We start from the raw sequence: 22092 nt of genomic DNA on the forward strand, positions 1-22092 counted from the left end.
GTGTTGGGCAACGCGCCGAAGCAGTGATGAGAGAGGCGCCGTTTGGCGCCGGAACGCATGCGCCGTTTCTGACGGCGCAAAGGGGCAGCTACGTGTTCGAACAATCGCTTTCCGGCCGGGCGCGGACGACCGCGTCCGGCTTTCTGCTGGCGCTGGCCTTCACGCTGATCGCGGGCGTCTCGCATCTGGCGATCGCGCAGTCCTCGACGGTCACCAATGTCGCAACCGTCACTGCCCCTGCGGGCCGGAACGACGTCGACCCGACCAGCAACACCGGCAGTGCCACGGTGGCGATCGGCGCGAGCGGCCCCGACTTCTGTGCGGCGGGCGATGTCTTCAGCGTCATCAACGGCGTCGGCATCTACCGCTATTCCACGGCGTCGCAGACCGACGTCCGCGTTCCGGAACTCGATGCCCCCATCACGGGCGATCTCAATGCGCTGATGGTCGATCCGAGCGGCGATCGCAGCCGGCTGCTGTTCCACGCCGCGGGCACTGGCGTCATCTGGGCCTTCGACCCGACCCATCCCACAAGCCCCGGCTGGTACGAGACGGGCGCGGTGGTCAGTGCCAACCTGCCGCGCGCGGGGATGACGGAGTCTGGTGTCGGCTATCTGGTCAGCGCCGTGACCGGTCCGGTCACAGCCCGCGTCGCCAGCATGTACCGGCTGGAGCGCAACGGTGCCTACGGCTACACCGTCAGCGGCCCGACCACGCTGCGCTACGACGTGAGCCCGAGCGATCTGGGCTCCGGCGACATCGCGTTCGACGACCAGGGCTTCGGCTGGCTGGTCGCGGGTTCCGATCTCTATCGGGTCGACGTCACCGCCGGCACCGCCACCCGCCAGCAGAACTTCACCGGCGCGCCGACCGCCGTGAACTACGCCGGCGCCGCTTTCGGCAGTGACGGCCGCCTGTACGTGGTGAACAACAGCGGGGGCGCGTACTACGCGATGGACCTCGACACCGGCACCATGGCGCCGGCGGGCACCTCCACGAGCGGCATGGGGCGCGATCTCGCCTCCTGTGCGTTCCCGAACATCGTGCCGCCGACGCTGCAGGCGACCAAGTCGCTGGCGTCGATCACCCGCGGCGGCACAGCGGTGCCGCTCAGCGAGCCAGCCGCCCCGGGCGACGTCCTCGGTTACGACATCCAGATCCGCCACGTCGCGGGCACCCAGGCGGCGACCGTGTTTCCCGGCGATGTCGTCGAGACCCTGCCCGCGAATACGAGCCGCGGCGGCGCCTCGGACGACTTCACCTGCACCGGTGCGACCTGCACCAACACCGCGTCGCGCAACATCGTCGCCGGCGCCAGCACGACCTTCCGGTTCGAGGTGCTGGTCGACGCGAGCCTGCCCGCGACCACGACCGGGATCACCAACACGGTGGCGGTCGACGGCGTCGACTGCAGCACTGCGGGGAACGACTGCACCGAAACCACACCGATCGCCCTCGCGCCGGGTCTGGACAGCGAAAAGACGCTGACGGCAGTCAACGGGGTTCCCGTCACCGTGGTCGAACCCGTCGCCCTCGGCGACGTGCTGACCTACACCATTACCGCGACGAATGTCGGCAACGTCGTGCTGCCGACCGTGACGCTGACCGATGCCCGCATCACGCCTGGCGCCATCACCTGTGCGCCGCTCGCGACCGCTGCGGTCTGCACGCTCACGGGCACGTACACGGTCATCGCGGCCGACATCGTCGCGGGCACCGTTTCGAACACGGCCGTCGTCACCACGCCGGACACGCCCGAGCTGTGCCCGGCCGGTGCGACCGACGTGGCCTGCCGTCCGAGTCTCGATGTGCCGACTGCCGCCGCCGCGCCGTCCCTGACCGTGGTCAAGACCGCCGGCACGCCGACCGGCACCATCGCCGGCAGCACGATCGCGTATTCGTTCCTGGTGACCAACACCGGCAACGTGCCGCTCGCCGATCTCGCGATCGACGACGACCGGCTCGATGCCCCGGCGGTCTGTCCGGTCACCACGCTGGCACCCGCGGCGTCGACGACCTGCACCGGCACGCACACGATCACCCAGGTCGAAGTGGACGCGGGCGAGGTGCTGAACACCGCGACCGCGACCGGCACGCCGCCGGGCGGTGGCACGACGACCAGTCCGCCGGACGATGACGACGTGACGCTGGCGGCGACGCCGTCGCTGACCGTCGTCAAGACGGCGGGCACGCCGAGCGGCAACGCGGTCGGCAGCACGATCGGCTACACGTTCCTCGTCACCAATACCGGCAACGTCACGCTGACGGGCCTCGCGATCGACGATGCCCAGCTCGATGCCGCCGCCGCTTGCCCGGTCACCACGCTGGCGCCGGCCGCGTCGACGACCTGCACCGGTACGCACACGATCACCCAGGCCGAAGTGGATGCGGGCGAGGTACTGAACACCGCGACGGCGACCGGCACGCCGCCGGGTGGCGGCACGACGACCAGCCCGCCGGACGACGCCGACGTGGACATCGTCCGCAGTCCCGGGCTTGCGACCAACAAGGCGCTGGGCGCGAACGCCGACGAGGATGGCAGTGGCACGGTCACGCTCGGCGATACGCTGACCTACACCGTCACCGCGACCAACACCGGCACGGTGACGCTGGCCGATGTCGACGTGCGCGACGATCGCATTACGCCCGACCGCATCGTCTGCGCCAGCCTCGCGCCGGGCGCGAGCTGCGTGCTCACCGGCACGTATGCGGTGACGCAGGCCGACGTCAATGCCGGCCAGCTGGTCAACACCGCCACCATCGCCACGGGCGAGCCCGGCGTCTGTCCTGCAGGCAGCACGTCCGCCGCGTGCAGCCCGACCGTCACTGTCGGCATCACGCCCTACGAGATCGCCGCCAACGACGACAGCTTCGGCCCGGTCAACGGGACGGACGGCGATCCGTCGGTCGGCAACGTGCTCGACAACGACACGCTCAATGGCGTGCCCGCAACGCCGGGCACGGTGACGATCACGCCCGGCACGGTGCCGCCGGGTCTGACGCTCGATCCCACCACGGGTGTCGTCGGTGTCGCGCCCGGCACGCCGGCGGGCAGTTACACGTTCGATTACACGATCTGCGAGACGGCGAATCCGGCCAATTGCGACACCGCGACCGTGACGGTCGTGGTCGAAGCGGCCGAGATCGTCGCCACCGATGACAGCTACGGCCCGGTCAACGGCGCCGACGGCGATCCCTCGGTCGGCAACGTGCTCGACAACGACACCCTCAATGGCGTGCCGGCAACCCCGGGCACGGTCACGATCACCATTGGCGCGTTGCCGGATGGCGTCACGGTCGATCCCACCACGGGTGTCGTCGGCGTCGAGCCGGGCACGCCGGCCGGCAGCTACACATTCGAGTACACGCTCTGCGAGACGCTGAACCCGGCCAATTGCGACACCGCCACGGTGACCGTCGTGGTCGAGGCGGCCGAGATCGTCGCCAGCGACGACAGCTTCGGACCCGTCAGCGGCGCCGATGGCGATCCCTCGGTCGGCAATGTGCTCGACAACGACACGCTCAATGGCGTGCCGGCGACGCCGGACACGGTGACGATCACGACCGGCACGCTGCCGCCCGGGATCACGGTCGATACGACGACGGGTGTCGTCGGTGTCGAGCCGGGCACGCCGGCGGGCAGCTACACGTTCGAGTACACGATCTGCGAGACGCTGAACCCGGACAACTGCGACACCGCAACCGTGACGGTCGTGGTCGAGGCCCCGGCGATCGACGCGGTCGATGACGGCGCGACGACCGACCAGAACACGCCGGTCACGATCCCGGTGCTCGACAACGACACCCTCAACGGCGTCCCGGTCGATCCGGATGCGGTCACGGTCATCGAAGTGACGCCGCCGGCCAACGGTCGCATCACGATCAATCCGGACGGCACGATCACCTACACGCCCAACCCCGGCTTCTCGGGCGACGACGTGTTCGAGTACCAGATCTGCGAGACCAACAATCCGTCGAACTGCGCCACCGCGACGGTCACGGTCACGGTCATGCCGAACATCGTCGAGGCGATCGACGATGACGCGGGCACGGTCGAGTCCGGTGTCCCGACACCCGTCCTCGTGGTCGGCAACGACACCAGTACGGGTGCGCCTCTGGATCCCGGCTCGCTGACGATCCTGACGCCGCCCGGTCACGGCGCGGTGGACTGCGCGAACGGGATCTGCACCTACACGCCGGCGTTCGGCTATACCGGCGAGGACAGCTTCGTCTACCGCGTCTGTGATACCTCGTACCCGACGCCGGTCTGTGACATCGCGACGGTGCTCGTCCGCGTCGAAGGCGTGGCGCCGTTGCGCGTGACCAAGACCGCCGCCGTGCGCGAGGTCAAGGTCGGCGATCTGGTGCGCTACACGGTGACGGTCGAGAACATCGGCAATACCGTGGTCTCCGGCGCCAGCGTGGTCGACACGCCGCCGGCGGGCTTCAGCTACGTCGACGGGTCGCTGGCCGCCAGCGATGGCCGCGCGCTGTCGATGACGGGCGCGCGTCCGATCCGCATCGCCAGTCTCGATCTCGCGCCGGGCGACAGCCTGACGATGAGCTACCTGCTGCGCGTGGGCGCCGGCATCCGCGCCGGTGGTCACGTCAACCAGGTGCAGGCGCAGAGCGCAGGCGGCATCGCGCTGTCCAACGTCGCGACCGCGCAGGTACAGACCGCGTTCGATCCGCTGCTCGACGACAGCCTGGTGTTCGGCACCGTGTTCGACGATCGCAACGGCGATGGCTGGCAGGCGAGCGCGGCGCTGCGCGATGTGCGCGTGCAGGGCGGCTTCGCACCGGGTGCCTACATCGCAGGTTCGACGACGATCGATCATGGCGACGGCCCGCAGCCGCTCGCCGACGCCAGCGCGCCGCTGCTGCACGGGGTAGCGCTCGACACGATCGCCGGTCGCCAGTCGGTGGCCGATCCGATCGAAGCGAACCAGATCGTGATCCGCCAGCGTCTGCGCAGTGCGGACTTCACCGGCGACTTCGTGCTGACCAGCGTCGACGGCGCGACGCTGCGCATGGCGGCCGACGGCAGCACGCGCCTGGAGCGCACTGGCGACGTGGCGAATGGGCTGTCGGCTGCCGAGCCGGTGGCGACCCGTCGCGTCTCGCAGGACGGCGAAGGCGTGCTGGTCGAGTACGTGATCGGCAACGTCGGCATCGACGAGCGCGGCATTCCGGGCGTGCGGATCGCGTCGGTGGAAGGTCTGCTGATCGAGACCGACCAGTACGGCCGCTACCACCTGGTCGACGTGCCGGGCGGGACCGCCGCGCATGGCCGCAACTTCATCCTCAAGGTCGATCCCGCGACGCTGCCGCCGGGCACCACGTTCACCACGGCCAATCCGCTGGTGCGTCGCGTGACCGCCGGTCTGCCGGTGCGCTTCGATTTCGGCGTGCGTCTGCCGGTGGTCGAGCTGCAGGCACCGGGCGAGACCGTCGAGATGACGCTGGGCGACGTGATGTTCGATCCCGACAGCAGCGCGCTGCGCGCGGACATGCTGCCGGCGATCGAGGCGATGGCGCGCGAGGTCGACCGCCATGGCGGCGGCAGCCTCGTCATCACCGGCGAAGGTGGGCAGGAAGCGCTCGCGTTCGCACGTGCGGCGTCGGTGCGCGATGCGCTGCAGGGCAAGGTCTCGCCGGCGGCCGCGCAGGCGCTGCAGGTCGAACTGCGCACGCGGGTCGAGGATCCGCACGCGTTGGTGGCCGGTGTCGGCAACGGCGACGTGCTGCTCGGCACGGTGCTGTTCGAGACCGACCGCGCGACGATCCGGCCCGAATTCGCGGCACTGCTCGATGCCGTGGCCGCACGTCTGGAGACCCTGGGCGGCGGCGTGGTCGGCATCGTCGGACACACCGACGTGCGCGGCCCACATGCCTACAACGTCGATCTGGGCTTGCGCCGCGCGCGGGCGGTCTACGACGCGCTCGCAGGACGCCTGAGTCCGGAGGTGCGTGCGAAGACACGGGTCGAGGCCACGCGCGATCCGGCTGCACCGGTCGGGGAGGTGCGCAAGTGAACGGGAACCGCAACATGAAGATGAAACTGCTCGACGCCACCCTGCTGGGCATTCTGGCCAGCATGGCGTCGGCAGCCGCGACGGCGCAGGACGCTGTCGCGACGGACGCAGCGAACGCAGCGCCGACCGGTACCGCAATCGATTGCGACGATTCGGGGTGCCGCGACGGCGATACGACGCTGTTCCAGCTGCGCACGCGCAGCTTCGGCCAGCCGGTGACCACGGGCACGTCCGCGCGTTCGTCGTCGGCCGCGTTGCAGCCCGATCGCCGCGTCAGCGTGGCGCTGGAGCAGCCGGGACGCGCGACCGCGCTCGGTCGCTTCTCGGTGCAGTTGCCCGGCGGTGGCGCGATCTGGGCGACCGAAGATCCCGATCTCGGCCAGCCCGAGCTGTCGGTGTCCGGCCCGTCGCTGGCGCCGTTCGAAGCCGGCCGCATCACGCGTCCGGTGCGCTTCTACGCGCGCAGCAACTATGTCGACTTCATCGATCGCCTCGAGCTCACGCTGTATCGCGCCAGCGATGCCGATCTGATCGAGCCGATTGCGCAGTTCGACCTGCCGCACGCGGCCGTCGCCGATGCGGAGTGGGACGGCACGCTGCCCGCCGGTCGCCAGTTCCGTCCCGGTGACGAGCTGGTCTACGTGCTGCGTGCCTACGACGCGCAGGGCCACTTCGACGAGACGTACACGCATCGCCTGCAGCTGGTCACACCGGCCGAGGCCGATCGCGGCGACCAGATGCTGCGCTCCGGCACCGAGCGTGCACTCGGCACCGCGCTGACCGCCGACGAGGCGGCCACGCAATCGCTGGTCGATGCCGTGTTCTCCGGCAACGGCCTGCGCCAGCAGAACATTCCGGTGTACGGCTCGCGCGTGCGTATCCAGGGTCGCAACCTGGCCGAAGGCCAGACGCTGCTGATCAACGGCGACAGCTACCCGGTCGATCTTGAACGCAAGTTCGTCGCCGAGTATCTGATGCCCGTCGGCCAGCACCGGTTCGACATCGGCCTGCAGAACCGCAATGGCGACACCGCGCACCACGCGCTGGATGTCGACGTCAGCGGCCGCTATTTCTTCGGCGTCGGCATCGCCGATGTCACCGTGTTCCAGAACAAGGCCAGCGGTCCCGGCCGCGAACTGGCACTGGCCGGACGCGAAGACGACATCCTCAGCGATGGCCGCCTGGCGTTCTACGGCAAGGGCAAGATCGGCGGCAAATACTTGATCACCGCGCAGGCCGACACGCAGAACCGGCCGCTCGGCGATCTGTTCGACGGCTTCACCGCCGCCGATCCGCAGGACATCTTCCGCCGCGTCGATCCGGATCTCTACTACCCGAGCTACGGCGACGATTCCACGACGTATCGCGACGTCGACACCATGGGCCGTTTCTACGTGCGCATGGACTGGGACAAGAACCAGGCGCTGTGGGGCAACTTCTCGACCGGCTTCACCGGCACCGAGTACGGCCAGTACCAGCGTGCGCTCTACGGCGCGGCGCTGGCGTGGCGTTCGCGCGCGGCCAATGTCTGGGGCGACCCGGTCAGCGAACTGCGTGCGTTCGGCTCCGAAGCGCAGACCGCGCCGGGTCACAGCGAATTCGTCGGCACCGGCGGCAGCCTGTACTACCTGCGCCACACTGACGTGTTGCCGGGGTCGGAACAGGTGGTCGTCGAAACGCGTGACCCGACGACGGGCCGCGTCGAAGTTCGCAGCGTGCTGCTGCGCGGCGCCGACTACGAGATCGACGAGCTGCAGGGCCGCATCATCCTGACGCGTCCGCTGATGCCGGTCTCGCGCGACAACGTGCCCACGATTACCCGTGACGCACCGCTCGACGGTTTCGAACAGCGCCTGATCGTCGACTACGAATGGGTGCCTGCGGGCTTCGATCCCGACGAGATCGCTGCCGGCGTGCGCGCCAAGCAGTGGTTCGGCGATCACGTCGGCCTCGGCGCGACCTGGGTCGACGAGAACCGCGCCGGCGAGGACTACACGCTGATGTCGGCCGACCTGACCCTGCAGGCCGGCAAGGGCACCTACCTCAAGCTCGAGCACAGCCGCACCGAGTCCACCGGCGCGCCGGTGTTCTTCTCCGACAACGGCGGTTTCACCTTCACCCAGCTCAACCCGGTCGGTCCGCGCGAAGGCGAGGCGAGTGCGGTCGAACTGCGCGCGAACTTCCGCGAGCTCGGCTGGACCGCGCAGGACTGGAGCACGGGTGCATGGTGGCGCCGCGTCGATGCCGGCTTCTCGGTCGCGCGCTTCGACACCGGCGCCGACATCGAGGAATACGGCGCTGAAGTGCTGGGCGAGTTCACGTCCGACATCGGCTTCTACGCGCGCTACAGCCGCGCCGAACGCGGCGTCGATGCGCTGGTGCAGGCGCAGGCGACGACCGAGTGGCGCTTCTCCGATGTCTCCGCGCTCGCCGCCGAACTGCGCCGTGTGCAGGAAGAGCGCGCGGCGACGGCGGACATCGCCGGCACGCTCGGCGCCTTGCGCTACACGCATCGCTTCGGCACGTCGCTCGACGTCTACGGCGTTGCGCAGCTGACGCTCGACGATGACGGCGGCCGTTACGCGGACAACGATGCGTTCACGCTCGGCAGCCGCTACAACTTCGCCAACCTCTCCACGCTGGGCGGCGAAGTCACGACCGGTGATCGCGGTGACGCGGCGCAGGTCAACGGCGAGTACCGGCTGTCGCCGCAGCATGCGCTGTACGGCGCCTACACCTACTCGACGGACACCACCGAGTACGACCCGCTGTTCAATCCGACCCGCCAGAACGGCTGGACGCTCGGCCAGCGCTGGCGCCTGTCGAACCAGGTCAACATCTTCAACGAAAGCCAGTTCCTCAAGACCCGGCAGGAGTCGGGCCTGGCGCACACCTACGGCATGGATTTCTATCCGGGCGTGGGCTGGAACCTCGGCTTCACGCTGTCGGACGGCGAGTTGACCACGCGCGATGGCGGCCAGGTCGACCGGCGCGCGATCAGCGTCTCGGGCGGTCGCGCGTCGAACGTCACCGACTGGCAGAGCAAGATCGAGTGGCGCGAGGACACCGGCGCGGAACGTCGCACGCAGTGGATCACCACCAACCGCGTGCAGCATCGTCTCAACGAAAGCTGGCGCGTCGCCGCGCGCTTCAACTACGCCGACACCCAGGACGATCTCGATCCGCGCGCCAGCGCGAAGTTCATCGAGAGCAACCTCGGCTTCGCGTACCGCCCGTGGGACGGATCGCGCTGGGGCCTGTTCGGCCGTTACACGTATCTGTACGACCTGGCGACGCTGGGCCAGCTGGGCGGCGCGGACTACGACCAGAAGTCGCAGGTGCTCTCGCTCGAAGGTGTGTACCGCATCGACGACCGCTGGGAAGTCGCCGGCAAGCTCGCACGCCGCGAAGGCGAAGCGCGCTACGGCCGCGGCACCGGCGCTTGGTTCGACTCGGCGACGACGTTCGCCGCCAGCCAGCTGCGCTACGAACTGCTGCAGAAGTGGCACGCGCTGGCCGAGTACCGCTGGCTCGACGTCGATGACGGCGGCACCCGCCAGGGCTGGATGGCCGGCGTGGACCGCGACATCGGCCGCAACTTCCGCGTGGGCGTGGGCTACAACTTCACCGATTTCAGTGACGATCTCACCGATCTCGACTACGACCACCGCGGGTTCTACATCAACTTCGTCGGCAGCTACTGACGCCGCTCCGGTAACGCACAGGCTTCGCTCATGATCGATCATCGCCCCGCTTCCGCCCGTTGCCGTGCCGCGCTTTCCGTGGCGACCGCACTGGCGCTCACCGTTGCTGCAGGCGGCGCGTCCGCGCAGGTCGGCATCGCGGCCGTGCAACGCAGCTTCATCAATCTCAGCTTCGAGCAGCCGAACCTGCAGACGGTGGGGTGTCGCGTCTATATCGGCGAGCAGTACGTGCCCGGCTGGACGACGACGCACAGTGCGCAGCCGCAGGAAAATTCCGGAGGCTGCGTGACGCCGCCCGGCTTCGTCGTCGGCGCTTCAGCACCGATCATCGAGCTGTGGCGCACGCCACGTACGAATGGCTTGACCGTGAACGCGCGCAATGGGTCCCAGCTGGCCGAGCTGAATGCTTCGGAGCTGTCGCGGATCTCGCAGAACGTCTGCCTCGTCCCGGGTGACGACGTGCGCTGGCGCTTCAGCCACAAGGGACGTGACAGTGCCACCATCCCGGACCGGATGCAGTTTCTGCTCGGCACCGCACCCATCGTGGAGGTGGGCACCACCAATACCGGCGACGGCGGCGTGACCTCCACGTTCATCGGCACATCTGGTTCCAGTGCAGGCCCCGACGGCTGGCGCGACTACGACGGCGAGTTCGCCTACGCAGGCGCTGGCGGTGTCACCAACATCGGCTTCGAAGCGCTCTCGGGCACGGCGACGACGGGCAACTTCCTGGACGAGATCCAGGTTCTGCTCAAGCCCTTCATCGAACTGGCGGGCGCCGGCTTCGAAACGGTCGAGGGCGCGGGTGCGGGCGCACCGTCGCTGCGCATCGTCGGCACGCTGGAGGCCGACCTGACCATCGAGGTCACCATCACCGGCGGCACCGCGGAGAACGGCGTGGACTACACGACGCCGTCGGGTGGCGCGACCTTCAGTGTGGTCGTCGCTGCGGGCACGTACGAGGGGGACGTGCTGCTGCCCCTCGGGCTCACGTCCATCGGCAATGCCCTCATCGACGGCAGCCGCACCGTGGAACTCGCACTGGCGCCCAGCCCCGACGATTTCCTGCTGAGCTCGACGGAGGCCTGCGGCGGTACCGCCAACCCTGCTGGATGACGATCTCGACCTGCAGATCCAGAAGACCGCCTCCGTGGCCAACGCGGCCGTCGGCGATCCGGTGACGTTCACTCTGCTCGCCACGCACGCCGGCGGCGCCGATGCCGACGGCGCCGTGGTCCGCGATCCGGCGGTCGCGGGTCTCGACTGCAGCGCGGCCGTGCCCACCTGCAGTGCGACCGCAGGCGCGGTCTGTCCGGCCTCGCCGACGATGTCCGCCCTGCAGGGCGCGGGACTGGTCATTCCGACCTGGCCGGCTGGCGGCACGATCGAAATCGGGTTCACCTGCGAAGCGACCGGCACGCCCTGATGTGATGGCCGCACGCACGCGAGCGCATCGACGCTAGGCCGCGACCTGATCGGTCGCGAGCGGCAGACGCATGCGGAACCGTGTCCCGCGGCCGGGGGTGCTGTCGACGGTCAACGTGCCACCGGCATCCTCGACGAGGCCCGAGGCGACGGCCAGGCCTAAGCCCGTGCCCTGACCTGCCGGTCGGGTGGTGAAGAACGGCTCGAAGATCCGCGCCTGCAGGTCGGGCGGGATGCCGTGGCCCGTATCGACGAGATCGAGCTGCATCTCGCCGTCTGCATCCGACGCGCTCAGATGGATGCCGAAGCGGCCCCCGTCGGGCATCGCCTGCGCGGCGTTGGCGGTCAGGTTGAGGACCGCGAGGGCGAACTGCGCCCGGTCGAAGAGGATCGGGCTGGCGATTTCCGTCAGGTCCAGATCCAGCGCGATGCGCGGTCCCAGCGTCTGCCGCAACATCGGCACGGTCTCCCGCAGCGCGTCCGCCGCGTCGAAATATTCCAGATGGCTCGGGTCGTTGCGGGCGAAATGCAGGAGCTTGTGGGTGATCGCAGTGGCCCGGCGCACGGCCACGTCGAGGCCGCTCAGCACGGCATCGATCTCATCCGGGTCGCGGCTGCGACGTCCCCGCTCCACGTACCCGAGCATCAGCGTCAGCAGATGATTGAAATCGTGGGCCACGCCGCTGGCCATGCGGCCGACGGCTTCGACTTTCTGCGCATGCAGCAGCTGGGTCTGGGCGCGCTCGCGCGCGGCCATCTCTTCCGACAGGCGCGTGTTCGCCTTGGCCAGCGCCGTGGCCTGCCGGGTCGCCTCGGCCAGACTGCTGCGCAGGGCCGAGGACCTACGGTCGACGACGATCGTGATCAGCAGGAACATCACCGAACGCACACCCACGTCGGCGAACGTCGGGACGAGGGGCTCGCCGGTCCGGCCGGCATCGGTATAGCCGCCGGCCACCATGGCGACGACCAGTACGCCGTACATCGCCCACAGCGCGCCACGTCCGATCATCATGCCGGCGACCAGGAGCCACATCACCTGGATCGGCTGCTCGAACGTGTGCGACATCAGACCGGCCATCGCGTACGAGACCAGCATCATGCCGGCGACCACGACGAGAAGCTGACGGATCGCCCACTGGAAACGCCCACGACGAATCAGCAGCAGCGACCAGACGGCGACCGCGCTGATGACCAGGCTGGTGACCAGGGACGCGGTCTCGCCCGGTTGCCAGGGAAGGCCGCTTCCGAAGACCCGGTACAACCAGAGCAGTGGCGGGATGCTGCCCAGCAATCCGAGCACGAGCTGCAGCATCGGCGCATTGCGACGATCCACGGGATCGTGGATTGCCGGCACATCCAGCCATCGGGAAATCGGTCGCATCCGGGGTGCCCTCGTACGTTCTGACGTCGCTGCCCACGTGCGCGGCAGCGACTGGTGTGTGGTTGTAGCGTCGTGCGCGACGCCCGAGAAGCGGGCGTCCTGCATCCCGAGGACGGTCGCGCGGTCCTGCGTGTTGCGAATGGTATCGCCGGGAGCGCGTCGTCGTGATGTCCGCCCCGTTGCGCGCGTCGACGTCGTGGCGGCACGTGTGGCGAGGACCCGTTCGCGGATCGTGCGCAAGGCGGATCGCAATCGCGAGACGGTCGGTGCAGGCAGCGGCCTCACTCCTCCCGCGTCTCACCCCGTGACCCGCACCCGGCGCACCCTGCGCCGATGGAATGGCAGACCGACCCCCTGCTGCGGGAAGAGATCGAAGCGGTGCGCAAGCCGTCGCGTGGCATGACCGTGCCCTACCAGTGGAGCGCCAGCGCCGGCGTGACCATGCTGACGTGGAAGGGCCAGGCGGTCGGCGCGGTGTATCCGGGCGGGCGCTACTGGCTGCACTGGCGCCGTCGCGAACATGCCGGCCGGGCCGCGTCGGCGGCGCAGGCCAAACGCTTCATGACGCGCTGGCTCGGCGCGCATCGCACCGCCGCGCCCCTGCTCGACGACGACCTGCCGCCGCCGACCCTGGTGCCGCTGGCGACCTTCCTCCGCGAACACGAGGAGCAGATCGGCTGACGACGCGGAGACGCCGGACCCGGCTCCGCACGGACGCTTCCGGTCCTTTGCCGGACGCGCCAGTTCGCCGGAGCAGACGCTGCCGCGGTCCGGAAACGCGGATCCCGGCGTGCCGATCCGCACGCTGGAGGCGCCGGCACGGGCATGGGCATCGCGTCGCAAGGTGATCGAATCCATGGGCCGCAGCGCTACCATGCGCCCTCCCTGGGGAGGCGCGTCATGAGTCGAGCAGGTTTTTCCTTCCACCATCCCATCGCATTCTGGCTGGGCTGCGCACTCATCATGGCGGGCGTGCTGTCGCACGGCCCGATGTTCATGATGGGCGAGCACACGCAGTGGCAGATGGTCGGCATGGCGATGACCACCGCGATGTGGATCGGCATGGCGATCATTCCGTTCGGCCTGGCGCTCTCGGCTTACGGCATGTTGCCGCGTTCCCCCGCGAACCTGCATCCCGGCATGGGCACGCCACTCGATTTCCACGTGGCCGATGGGGTGCCGCTCAGTCGCGCGCACTGGACGCTCGTGACCGTGCTCGTGGTGACGCTTGCGATCGATGTCATGAAGCCCGCCACGCTGGGCTTCGTGATGCCGGGCATGCGCGCCGAATACGGCATGGACACGTCCGGGGCCAGCGTGCTGGCGCTGTTCGCGTTGACAGGCACGACGGTCGGTTCGGTGGTGTGGGGGCGCGTGGCGGATCGCTTCGGCCGTCGCTCCGCCATCCTGCTGTCGGCGCTGATGTTCATCGGGACGGCCATTTGCGGCGCGATGCCATCGTTCGGCTGGAACCTGGCGATGTGCTTCCTGATGGGCGCCTCGGCTGGCGGCCTGCTGCCGATCACCTTCACCCTGATGGCGGAGACCGTGCCGGCCCTCCATCGGGGTTGGCTCCTGGTCGCCTTGGGCGGCCTCGGTACCTCCGGCGGCTATCTGCTGGCGGCCGGTGCCGCGGCAGCGCTGGAGCCGATGTTCAGTTGGCGCGTGCTGTGGCTGCTCGGCCTGCCTACCGGTGCGCTGATCATCGTGCTCAACCGGTTCATTCCCGAATCGCCGCGCTTCCTGGCGAGCATGGGAATGCACGCGCAGGCACGGGCACTGCTCGCGCGCTTCGCGGGGCCGGACGGTCGCGTCGAACGTGACGACGCGGCGCATCCGGCGCCGCCCGTCATCGACGAGGGGCATCCGGTCGCGGGCGTCCGGGACCTGATGCGCGGCCGGCACGCGCCCATCTCCATCAGCCTCCTCGTCGCGGGTACCGCCTGGGGACTCGTGAATTTCGGCTTCCTGCTGTGGCTGCCGACGAATCTGACCGAGTTGGGTGTCGATGCCGCCGCCGCGAGTGCCTTGCTGGCCAGATCGGCGATCTATGCGTTGCCGGGCATCGCTCTGGTGATCTGGCTCTACTACCGCTGGAGCAGCTTCAAGTCCCTGGTGCTCTTTCTCGGGCTGACCGCCGCATCACTCCTGGTCTTTGCCGCGCTGGATCTCCTGGGCATTCGCTCGTCCACCCTGACCACGAGCGCGATTGCCGCATTGCTGGTCAGCGTGAGCGGCGTCATCGCGATGCTGATTCCCTACGCGGCGGAAATCTATCCACTGCGGCTGCGCGGAACGGGCTCGGGTGTCATTGCGGCCAGTTCCAAGTTCGGCGGCATTCTGGGCGCAGGCCTGGGCGTGCTCGGCTTCTTCGACCATTTCGCGCTGTCGGCCGCATTGCTGGCACTGCCGATGGCCGCCGCCGCGATCATGCTCGGCCGCAGCGGCGTGGAGACGCGCGGGCAGGGGCTCGAGGAGATCCAGACGCGGTTCGCCTGATCGGGCATGGCGAGAAACCGCCAACCTGGACGCTGACGTCACCACACCGGGCGTATCTGCGCCGAGGGCGGCGGCCCAGCGCGCCGCCGCTCTCCGCCACCGGGCGGTCGCGCTCCAGCCGCTTCCTTGCCTAAGTGCGGAATCGCGATGACTCGTCTGAAGCCGGTCTGCTCTAATGCGCGACCGCAGCTCCACTTGGAAGGACCGAACGCATGCGATTGGCCGACTTCATCAGGCAGCACGCCCCGGACATCATGGACGGTGCCGAAGCGTTCGCGCGGACGCAGTCGCCCGCGGGTGTGGAGCTGAGCGCGAAGGCGCTGCGCAACCATATCCCCGAGATCCTCAAGGCCATCGTCCTCGACCTGTCGGAAGACCAGAGCGCGCAGCAGCAGCTGGCCAAGGCCGAAGGCCGCGCGCCAGTGAGTACCAGCGGCGAGACGGCGGCCAGCATCCACGGCCGGATGCGGGCGGCCGACGGCTTCGACGTCAACCAGATGATCGCGGAATACCGCGCGCTGCGGGCGTCGGTGCTGCGGCTGTGGATCGCCGAGGCGCCGCTGACCACGGACTCCGTCGAGGACGTGATCCGCTTCAACGAAGCCATCGACCAGGCCATCGCGGAGTCGCTGGCGCGCTTCAACACCGAGGTCGAATCCTGGCGCCAGGTGTTCCTCGGCGCGCTGGGGCACGACCTGCGCGGCCCGCTGACCGCGATCGTCTATTCGGCGGACCGGCTGTCCGACACCGTGCAGGGCACGCCGCACGCGAAGTACGTCGATCGCATCGTCAGCGGCGGCGCGCGTATCCACGACCTGCTCGACGACCTGCTGGTCTACACCAAGAGCAAGCTCGGCGCGGGCATGGTCATCAGCCGCGATACCTGCGATCTCGCCGACGCGCTGCACGAGGAAGTCGACCTGATCCGCGCCGCGCTGCCGGACGTGCCGCGCTGCTTCCATCCGCGAAGCGCTGCACAACCTGCTGACCAACGCGGCGAAATACGGCGCCGCGGGCGAGGACGTGTGGGTGACGGTGAAGGGCGATGCGGACCGCGTGGTCGCGACCGTCTGCAACATGGGCGAACCGCTGCAGGAAGGTGCGCTGCACGGCATGTTCGATCCGCTGCGTCGCGGGTCCAGCACGGCGGCCGTCGGCGAACACACGAGCCTGGGGCTGGGCCTCTTCATCGTCCGCGAGATCGTCAACGCGCACGGCGGCGAAGTCACGGCGAGCTCGTCGAACGGCAAGACCGAATTCACGTTCTCGCTGCCGCGCCACGCCTGAGCGCGCACGCCGGAAATGGCCGGGCGCGCCGCCGCGCGGGCCGGTCGATCGCGGGCAACACGGCATGGCAACGCGCGCCCGCTTAGGGTGACGCGCTCCGGGCTCGCGCCCGCACTGCAGGAACGTGCCATGCCAGAGCCGACCATGACCGCCATCGCCGTCCGCGGTGGCACGGGCGAGGCCGATGCCTTGCATCCCGTGTCGCTGCCGCGGCCCGTGCCGCAGGACGGCGAGGTGCTGATCCGCGTGCGCGCGGCCGGCGTCAACCGCCCGGACATCGCCCAGCGTGGCGGCCACTACCCGCCGCCGCCGGGTTCCCCCGAGACTTTGGGTCTGGAAGTCGCGGGCGAGATCGTGCGTGGCGCGGGGCGCTGGAAGGAAGGCGACCGCGTCTGTGCCCTGCTGGGCGGCGGGGGTTACGCCGAATACGCCGTCGCCGATGCGCGCCACGTGCTGCCGATTCCCGACGGTCTCGACTGGGTGCACGCGGCGGCGCTGCCGGAGACCGTGTTCACCGTCTACGCCAACGTGTTCGAACACGGCGCGCTGCAAGCGGGCGAGTGGCTGCTGGTGCACGGTGCGACGTCGGGCATCGGCGTCGCCGCGATCCAGATGGCGAAGGCCGCCGGCGCGCACGTGCTGGCGACCAGTCGCGGCGCGGACAAGGCGGCGCGCACGCACGCGCTGGGCGCGGACGTGTCGGTCGACACGACGACGATGGACTTCGGCGTAATCGCCAGGGAACACGGCGGCATCGACGTGGCGCTGGACATGGTCGGCGGGCCGACGCTGCGGGCCACGCTGGACGCGCTGAACCCGAAGGGCCGCATCGTCTACATCGCGACGCTCGGCGGGCCGACGCTGGAGGTGCCGGTCATGCAGCTGATGCAGAAGCAGGCGGTGATCACGGGTTCCACGCTGCGTCCTCGCAGCGCCGATGAGAAAGCGCGTCTGGCCGTCGCAATCGAGCGCGTGGTCTGGCCGTGGATCGCTGCGGGCCGGGTCAACGCGATCGTCGATCGGACCTTCCCGCTGGCGGATGCTGCCGCCGCGCACGCGTATCTCGAAGGCGGCGCGCATGTCGGCAAGGTCGTGCTGGAGGTCGCATGAGCGCAGCGCCCACGTTTCCGGTCGGCGACGTCGACGCACTCTGGACTCCACGCGACGACGACGTCATGGGCGGACATTCGCGCAGCCACGCCGAGGTGCGGGACGGCGTGCTGACGTTCGCTGGCGCGACATCGCTCGACGACAACGGCGGCTTCGCCTCGATCCGCGCGCGCGGCGCGTTCGGTCTCGCCGACACGACCGCGCTGCGCCTGCGGCTCCGCGGCGATGGCCGCGCCTACCAGCTGCGGCTCGCGACCGATGCACGGCATCGCGGCTCGCCGGTGTCCTGGCGCGGCGACCTCGACACCCGCGCCGGCGTCTGGCACGAGGCCACCGTCGCGTTCGCCGACATGCGGCCGACGTATCGCGGCACGACGCTCGACGGCCCGGCGCTGGACCTGGCGAAGGTCGAGGAAATCGGCCTGCTGATCGCAGATGGCCACGCCGGCGACTTCGCGCTGGACGTCGCGTGGATCCGGGCGGTGCCCTGAGGGCACGCAGGGCGTCACGACCGCGCCGTGCACGCGCGCTGGCGTGACGGCGGCGCGTCCGCGAACCTGACGGGCATCGAGTACATCGTGTCGGCGCGCGTGTTCGCCGGCTTGCCGGATGGCGAGCGCGACTACTGGCACCCGCACAACGGCGAGATCCTGTCCCGACAGCTCGTCGCGCCCGGATTGCCCGAGGTCGCGGAGCGTGCGCGGATGGCCTCGAAGATCAACGGCTACGGCAAGACCTGGCACACGTGGCATCCGCACGGCGACGCGGGTGCGGACGGTGCGATGCCGCTCGGGCCGGCCAGGCTGGCCTGGTCGTTCAATCGCGATGGCGAACTGGACCCGGCCCTGCTGGCGGCACGCGATGCGCGCCTGGACATCGACAGCGCCGCCCTGCGCGCGGCGCGTCAACCGCTGACTGCCACCGCCAGGCCGCAGTCCGGCGTGGATGCACTGGCGCCCCGGTTTCCGCAGGCGACACCGATGCCCGGCGTGACCGACGCCGACGCGCCACCCGCGACGGGGCTGCCGCGCTGATCGCGGCGCCGCCCGTGCACCGCATGCCGATGCACTAGGCGTCCCGCGATCACGCCGTCGAAAGCCGCGGAAACTCGCGTCTGTTTCACCTCGTCGCGAAGACGCTGCACGTCCTCCTCCTTCGGCGCCACCCCATGAAATTTATCCACGTCCTCACCCTGATCCTTCTCATCGTCGGCGGCATCAACTGGGGCCTGGTCGGCGCGGCGCAGTTCGATCTCGTCGCGGCCATCTTCGGCGGCCAGGATGCGATCGGCGCACGGGTCGTCTACATCCTCGTCGGCCTGTCCGCGGTGTGGCAGGCGGTGACGCACCTGATCCGCAACGACGCCACCGGCACGCGGGCCACGACCGGGCGTCTCTGACCCGCACCGTGCACCCGGGCACGTCCCGGGTGACGCCCCGACGGACGGGCTCCAGGCCATGGGCATCCGAGACTGCATGCTGGCCGCCGCCATCGCGCTGGTCCTCGTCGCGGCGATGGCGATCCTCGCCCTGATCGTCTGCACGCTGCGCAAGATCGCCGCGCACTGCGATGCGAGCTGCATCCATCCGACGCTCGCCCACGAGGACCTAATGGCGCGCGTTGCATCCAACGCGCGTCTGCAATGCGGCGTCGTCGTCGTCGCGCTCGCGGCGTCGATCGCGGCGCTGGTCTGCGCCTGGCTGTCGCAGTACGCCTGCTGTCCTGACGGAATCGGGAGCCGCGCCGCGGCGTTCCACCGGGTATTGCGAGGCGGCGGCGTTTTGCGGCGGCCCTCCGGAATCCGAGGCCGCGCAGGTGCGTTCTTCACGATGGCAACAGGTGGGCGTGGCGAGGATGCGCACTCCCGGCCGCGCCGATCCGGCGCCACGGCCGCATCACAGGAACCGACGCATGCGCATCCCCCGCTCCGTATTCGACGCCACGCGCTTGTCGCAGGCGATCAGCCTCGGCCTGGTGGCCTGCGCCCTGCTCGCCGGCTGCACGCCGGCCGACGACGCGACACCGGCCCAGGCGACGGCGACGCCCGCCCCGGCCGATGCCGCGCCTGCGCCGATGGACGCGACCACGCCCGATACGGCGGCACCTGCCGCGACCGGTGCGACGACCGGCGGGGACGGCTCCGAGATCCAGCTCGACGCCCTGACCGAATCGGACCTCGCAGGCGCCACGCTCGCCGGCGAGCTCGCCTGCAGCTTCTCGCTGGACGGCGCGCAACCGCTGCTGCTGGCGAAAGGTGATGTCGCGTCCGACGCGCCGGCGCAGGGGGTCGTCAAGGTGGCGGGCTACGTGGAACCGGTGCGCGCGCCCGGCGGCTTCGACGGCATGACGAAGGATCCGACCTTCAGCGGTCAGGGCAAGACCCTCCGCATCGTCGAGACCGGCGCGCCGATCGGCGGCGGCGAATCGCCCGCACGTCCGGCGACGCTGACCTACCAGCGTGCCGACGGCGCCAGCCGCACCTTCGACGGTCGCTGGCAGTGCGGTCCCTGACCGCGGCCGTATTGCGTAGATGATCCATCGCAGGTCCACGCCGCGTGCGTGGGCCTGCGTCATCGAGATCGTCGGGGATCTGTTCGGCGCAAGCCGCCGTAGTCGGCGTGTCGCCCGCGCTCGCGTGCTGCAGCCCCTGATCGCGTTGGTCGTCCGACACCGGCGCGGATTCATACGCGGCGAGCGGATGTGCGCGATCGCGGCCAGGCGTGTTCCGGACGCCGGATGTACGGCCATCGCGGGACCCCCGCGATGCATCCGCGTCGCGCATCCGCCCGCGCGATGCGCACGGTGCACGACGCGTCACGCGTCCGGCGGGGTGTCGTCAGTCTCGGCGTACCACGCCGCGTATGGCGAATTCTTCACCAGATGGCGGTTCCAGTCCTGCGCGCCGTCCGTCCACCACACCGGCCCGCGTTCGCCGAGCTCGACTTTCGCGGCGTCGACCTGGCAGCGTGCAGCGGCCAGCGCCGCCGCATCCTCCGCGCGCATCGCCGCCTTGACCGCGCGGCGCGCGTCCATCAGCGCCGCGACGAGACGCGTGCGGGTCGCGTCGGAGAGGTGCGGATTGGCGGCGCGCCACAGGTGCCCGCGCACGATCAGATAGCGCCCGTCAGGCGTGGTCTGCGCCGGCATCGTCGGTCCGGGCAGCGCACGGGCGCGCTGCGCCCCGCGTGGATTCCCTGCGCGGTCCCGGGGAACGCAGTGTGCGATCCGGACCCGATGAAACCGTACCGGCCGGCATGCGACCCGCTGCGGTGGTCCGCGCCGTATCGCCGTCAGCGCGCATGCTGCAGGCAGAACGCCAGGATCAGCGCCGAGGCATCCGGCCCCTGCGCATCGGTGTGGCTGCCCGCAGCATCGCCGCCGCTCCAGGCGTGGCCTGCGCCGGCGATGACCACGTGCTCGACCTGCACGCGACCGGCGTCGTCGACATAAGCGGTGCGCGTCGCCTCGCGGCCGTTGACGCGCAGGGTCTCGGTCGGCCCGGCGCGCAGCGGTGGCGTGGCGGCATTGCCCGCGGTCGCGTCCTCGACGATCGCGGTGCCGTTGCCGGCCTGCACGGTGTGATCGGCGCTGCCGTGGAGGACGATCGTCGGCATGCGCTGTGCGGCGACGGCGTTGGCGCCCGGCGCGGTGCGGGCCGTGCCGCGGCCCTGCATCGCGGCGAAGGCGCCGGGAACATCCTGCGCGGCGCCGAACGGCAGGCCGGAATGCGCGCCGACCGCCGCGAAGACATCGGGATACGTGCGGCCGAGAATCACCGCCATCGCGGCGCCGGCGGAAAGGCCGGCGACGTAGACGCGGCGCGGATCGACGCGTTGGCGAGCGGCGATGTCCGCGACGATGCCGGCGAGGATCGCGGGCTCGCCCGAGCCGCGCTGCTGGTCTTCGCGGCGGAACCAGTTCCAGCAGCGCGAGCCGTTGTCGCGCGCGGTCTGCGACGGATACGCGACCAGCACGCCATGCGCATCGGCGAGCGCGTTCATGCGCGTGCCGGTGGCGAAGTCGTCGGGCGACTGGGTGCAGCCGTGCAGCATCACCAGCAACGGAGCGGGCGCAGCGTCGCTGGCGTCCAGACCGGGCGGGACGTACAGGGTGTAGTCGCGCGCGCCCGCGGCCCCGCTGTAGCGGAAACCGCTCGAGGTGCCGCGCGCGGCAGCGGTCGGCGACGCGGACGGCGCGGTCCAGGTGCGCGGCTTCGCGGGACCCGCCGGGGTGTCCGCAGTGCTCGCGTCGGATTGCGCACCGGGCGATGGCGACACCAGGCCGCTCTGCTGCAGGGCATCGCGGATCGTCTTCTGGGACGGCGGGGACGCTGGATGGTGGCCTGCACGCGCGCGGCGTCCGGCGCGACGGCCGCCGCCTTCTCGCGCAGTTTCGGCAGCACATCGGACACGGACTTCGGCGGCTTGAAGCGCCGGAACAGCGGATCGAAGGGATTCAAGGGCATATCCAGGCGGTGGGGGAGTCCCGCCGGTACAGGCTAGCCCGTGCGCCGTGAGCAGGGCGGGTGCACCGCACGCGTCATCGCGGCATGGGGCTGCACGACATGCACGCGTGGACCCGGCCGTGGCGACGAGATCGCCAGCTCACAACGCCAGATCTGCAGCAAGCGCGCGTGCCGGCGACGGAC

15 protein-coding genes are annotated in these 22092 nt (G+C 70.0%); 12 read left to right on the forward strand and 3 right to left on the reverse strand.

Annotated elements, in window-relative coordinates; translation table 11 throughout:
- Positions 1-92 precede the first annotated feature (92 nt).
- Genes CJ022_RS14175 through CJ022_RS14190 form a run of 4 tightly spaced genes read left to right on the forward strand, consistent with a single transcriptional unit; the run spans position 93 to position 11165 of the window.
- Entirely contained in the window at positions 93-6035 is a 5943-nt protein-coding gene (locus tag CJ022_RS14175) for a DUF7507 domain-containing protein (protein WP_158238431.1), read from the forward strand.
- A gap of 14 nt (positions 6036-6049) precedes the next feature.
- Positions 6050-9739, forward strand: a complete 3690-nt coding sequence (locus CJ022_RS14180) for an outer membrane protein (protein WP_199171560.1) — start codon at positions 6050-6052, stop codon at positions 9737-9739.
- Between the two features lie 30 nt (positions 9740-9769).
- Positions 9770-10855, forward strand: coding sequence for a hypothetical protein (locus CJ022_RS14185; RefSeq protein WP_143703996.1), 1086 nt, complete (start codon positions 9770-9772; stop codon positions 10853-10855).
- Positions 10856-10871: 16 nt separating this feature from the next.
- Positions 10872-11165 carry a DUF11 domain-containing protein gene (locus CJ022_RS14190; RefSeq protein WP_255407593.1) on the forward strand — a complete coding sequence of 98 codons (294 nt, stop codon included), beginning with the start codon at positions 10872-10874 and terminating at the stop codon, positions 11163-11165.
- Between the two features lie 33 nt (positions 11166-11198).
- Here CJ022_RS14190 and CJ022_RS14195 read toward each other — a convergent pair whose 3' ends face one another.
- Positions 11199-12788, reverse strand: a complete 1590-nt coding sequence (locus CJ022_RS14195) for a sensor histidine kinase (protein WP_143703997.1) — start codon at positions 12786-12788, stop codon at positions 11199-11201.
- 93 nt (positions 12789-12881) lie between these two features.
- On the opposite strand from CJ022_RS14195, the gene CJ022_RS14200 reads away from it, so the two are divergent.
- The 8 genes from CJ022_RS14200 (at position 12882) to CJ022_RS14235 (ending at position 19955) form a co-directional block, all read left to right on the forward strand.
- Complete coding sequence (locus tag CJ022_RS14200; protein ID WP_101927279.1) at positions 12882-13229, forward strand: hypothetical protein; 348 nt, start codon at positions 12882-12884, stop codon at positions 13227-13229.
- Between the two features lie 219 nt (positions 13230-13448).
- Positions 13449-15047 carry an MFS transporter gene (locus CJ022_RS14205; protein ID WP_101927280.1) on the forward strand — a complete coding sequence of 533 codons (1599 nt, stop codon included), beginning with the start codon at positions 13449-13451 and terminating at the stop codon, positions 15045-15047.
- Positions 15048-15265: 218 nt separating this feature from the next.
- On the forward strand, positions 15266-16420 hold the full coding sequence (locus tag CJ022_RS17815) for a histidine kinase dimerization/phospho-acceptor domain-containing protein (RefSeq protein ID WP_458351496.1): 1155 nt from the start codon (positions 15266-15268) through the stop codon (positions 16418-16420).
- A gap of 43 nt (positions 16421-16463) precedes the next feature.
- Positions 16464-17444, forward strand: coding sequence for an NAD(P)H-quinone oxidoreductase (locus CJ022_RS14215; protein WP_101927563.1), 981 nt, complete (start codon positions 16464-16466; stop codon positions 17442-17444).
- Entirely contained in the window at positions 17441-17935 is a 495-nt protein-coding gene (locus tag CJ022_RS14220) for a CIA30 family protein (protein WP_101927281.1), read from the forward strand. The genes CJ022_RS14215 and CJ022_RS14220 overlap by 4 nt, the downstream gene beginning before the upstream one ends.
- Positions 17936-17962: 27 nt before the next feature.
- Positions 17963-18478 carry a DUF1264 domain-containing protein gene (locus CJ022_RS14225; protein WP_101927282.1) on the forward strand — a complete coding sequence of 172 codons (516 nt, stop codon included), beginning with the start codon at positions 17963-17965 and terminating at the stop codon, positions 18476-18478.
- A 134-nt stretch (positions 18479-18612) separates the two neighbouring features.
- Positions 18613-18843, forward strand: coding sequence for a DUF378 domain-containing protein (locus tag CJ022_RS14230; protein ID WP_101927283.1), 231 nt, complete (start codon positions 18613-18615; stop codon positions 18841-18843).
- Between the two features lie 512 nt (positions 18844-19355).
- The gene (locus tag CJ022_RS14235; protein ID WP_101927284.1) at positions 19356-19955 is read left to right on the forward strand and encodes a hypothetical protein; all 600 of its coding nucleotides are present in this window, start codon (positions 19356-19358) and stop codon (positions 19953-19955) included.
- A 303-nt stretch (positions 19956-20258) separates the two neighbouring features.
- On the opposite strand, the gene CJ022_RS14240 is transcribed toward CJ022_RS14235, so the two are convergent.
- Together CJ022_RS14240 and CJ022_RS14245 are read right to left on the reverse strand one after the other, a co-directional pair.
- Complete coding sequence (locus CJ022_RS14240) at positions 20259-20591, reverse strand: hypothetical protein (protein WP_101927285.1); 333 nt, start codon at positions 20589-20591, stop codon at positions 20259-20261.
- Positions 20592-20734: 143 nt separating this feature from the next.
- Positions 20735-21721: an extracellular catalytic domain type 1 short-chain-length polyhydroxyalkanoate depolymerase gene (locus tag CJ022_RS14245; RefSeq protein WP_199171561.1), complete on the reverse strand. Its 987-nt coding sequence runs from the start codon at positions 21719-21721 to the stop codon at positions 20735-20737.
- Between the last annotated feature and the right edge of the window lie 371 nt (positions 21722-22092).

The organism is Luteimonas rhizosphaerae (genome assembly GCF_002849595.1).
GTDB lineage: Bacteria > Pseudomonadota > Gammaproteobacteria > Xanthomonadales > Xanthomonadaceae > Luteimonas > Luteimonas cellulosilyticus.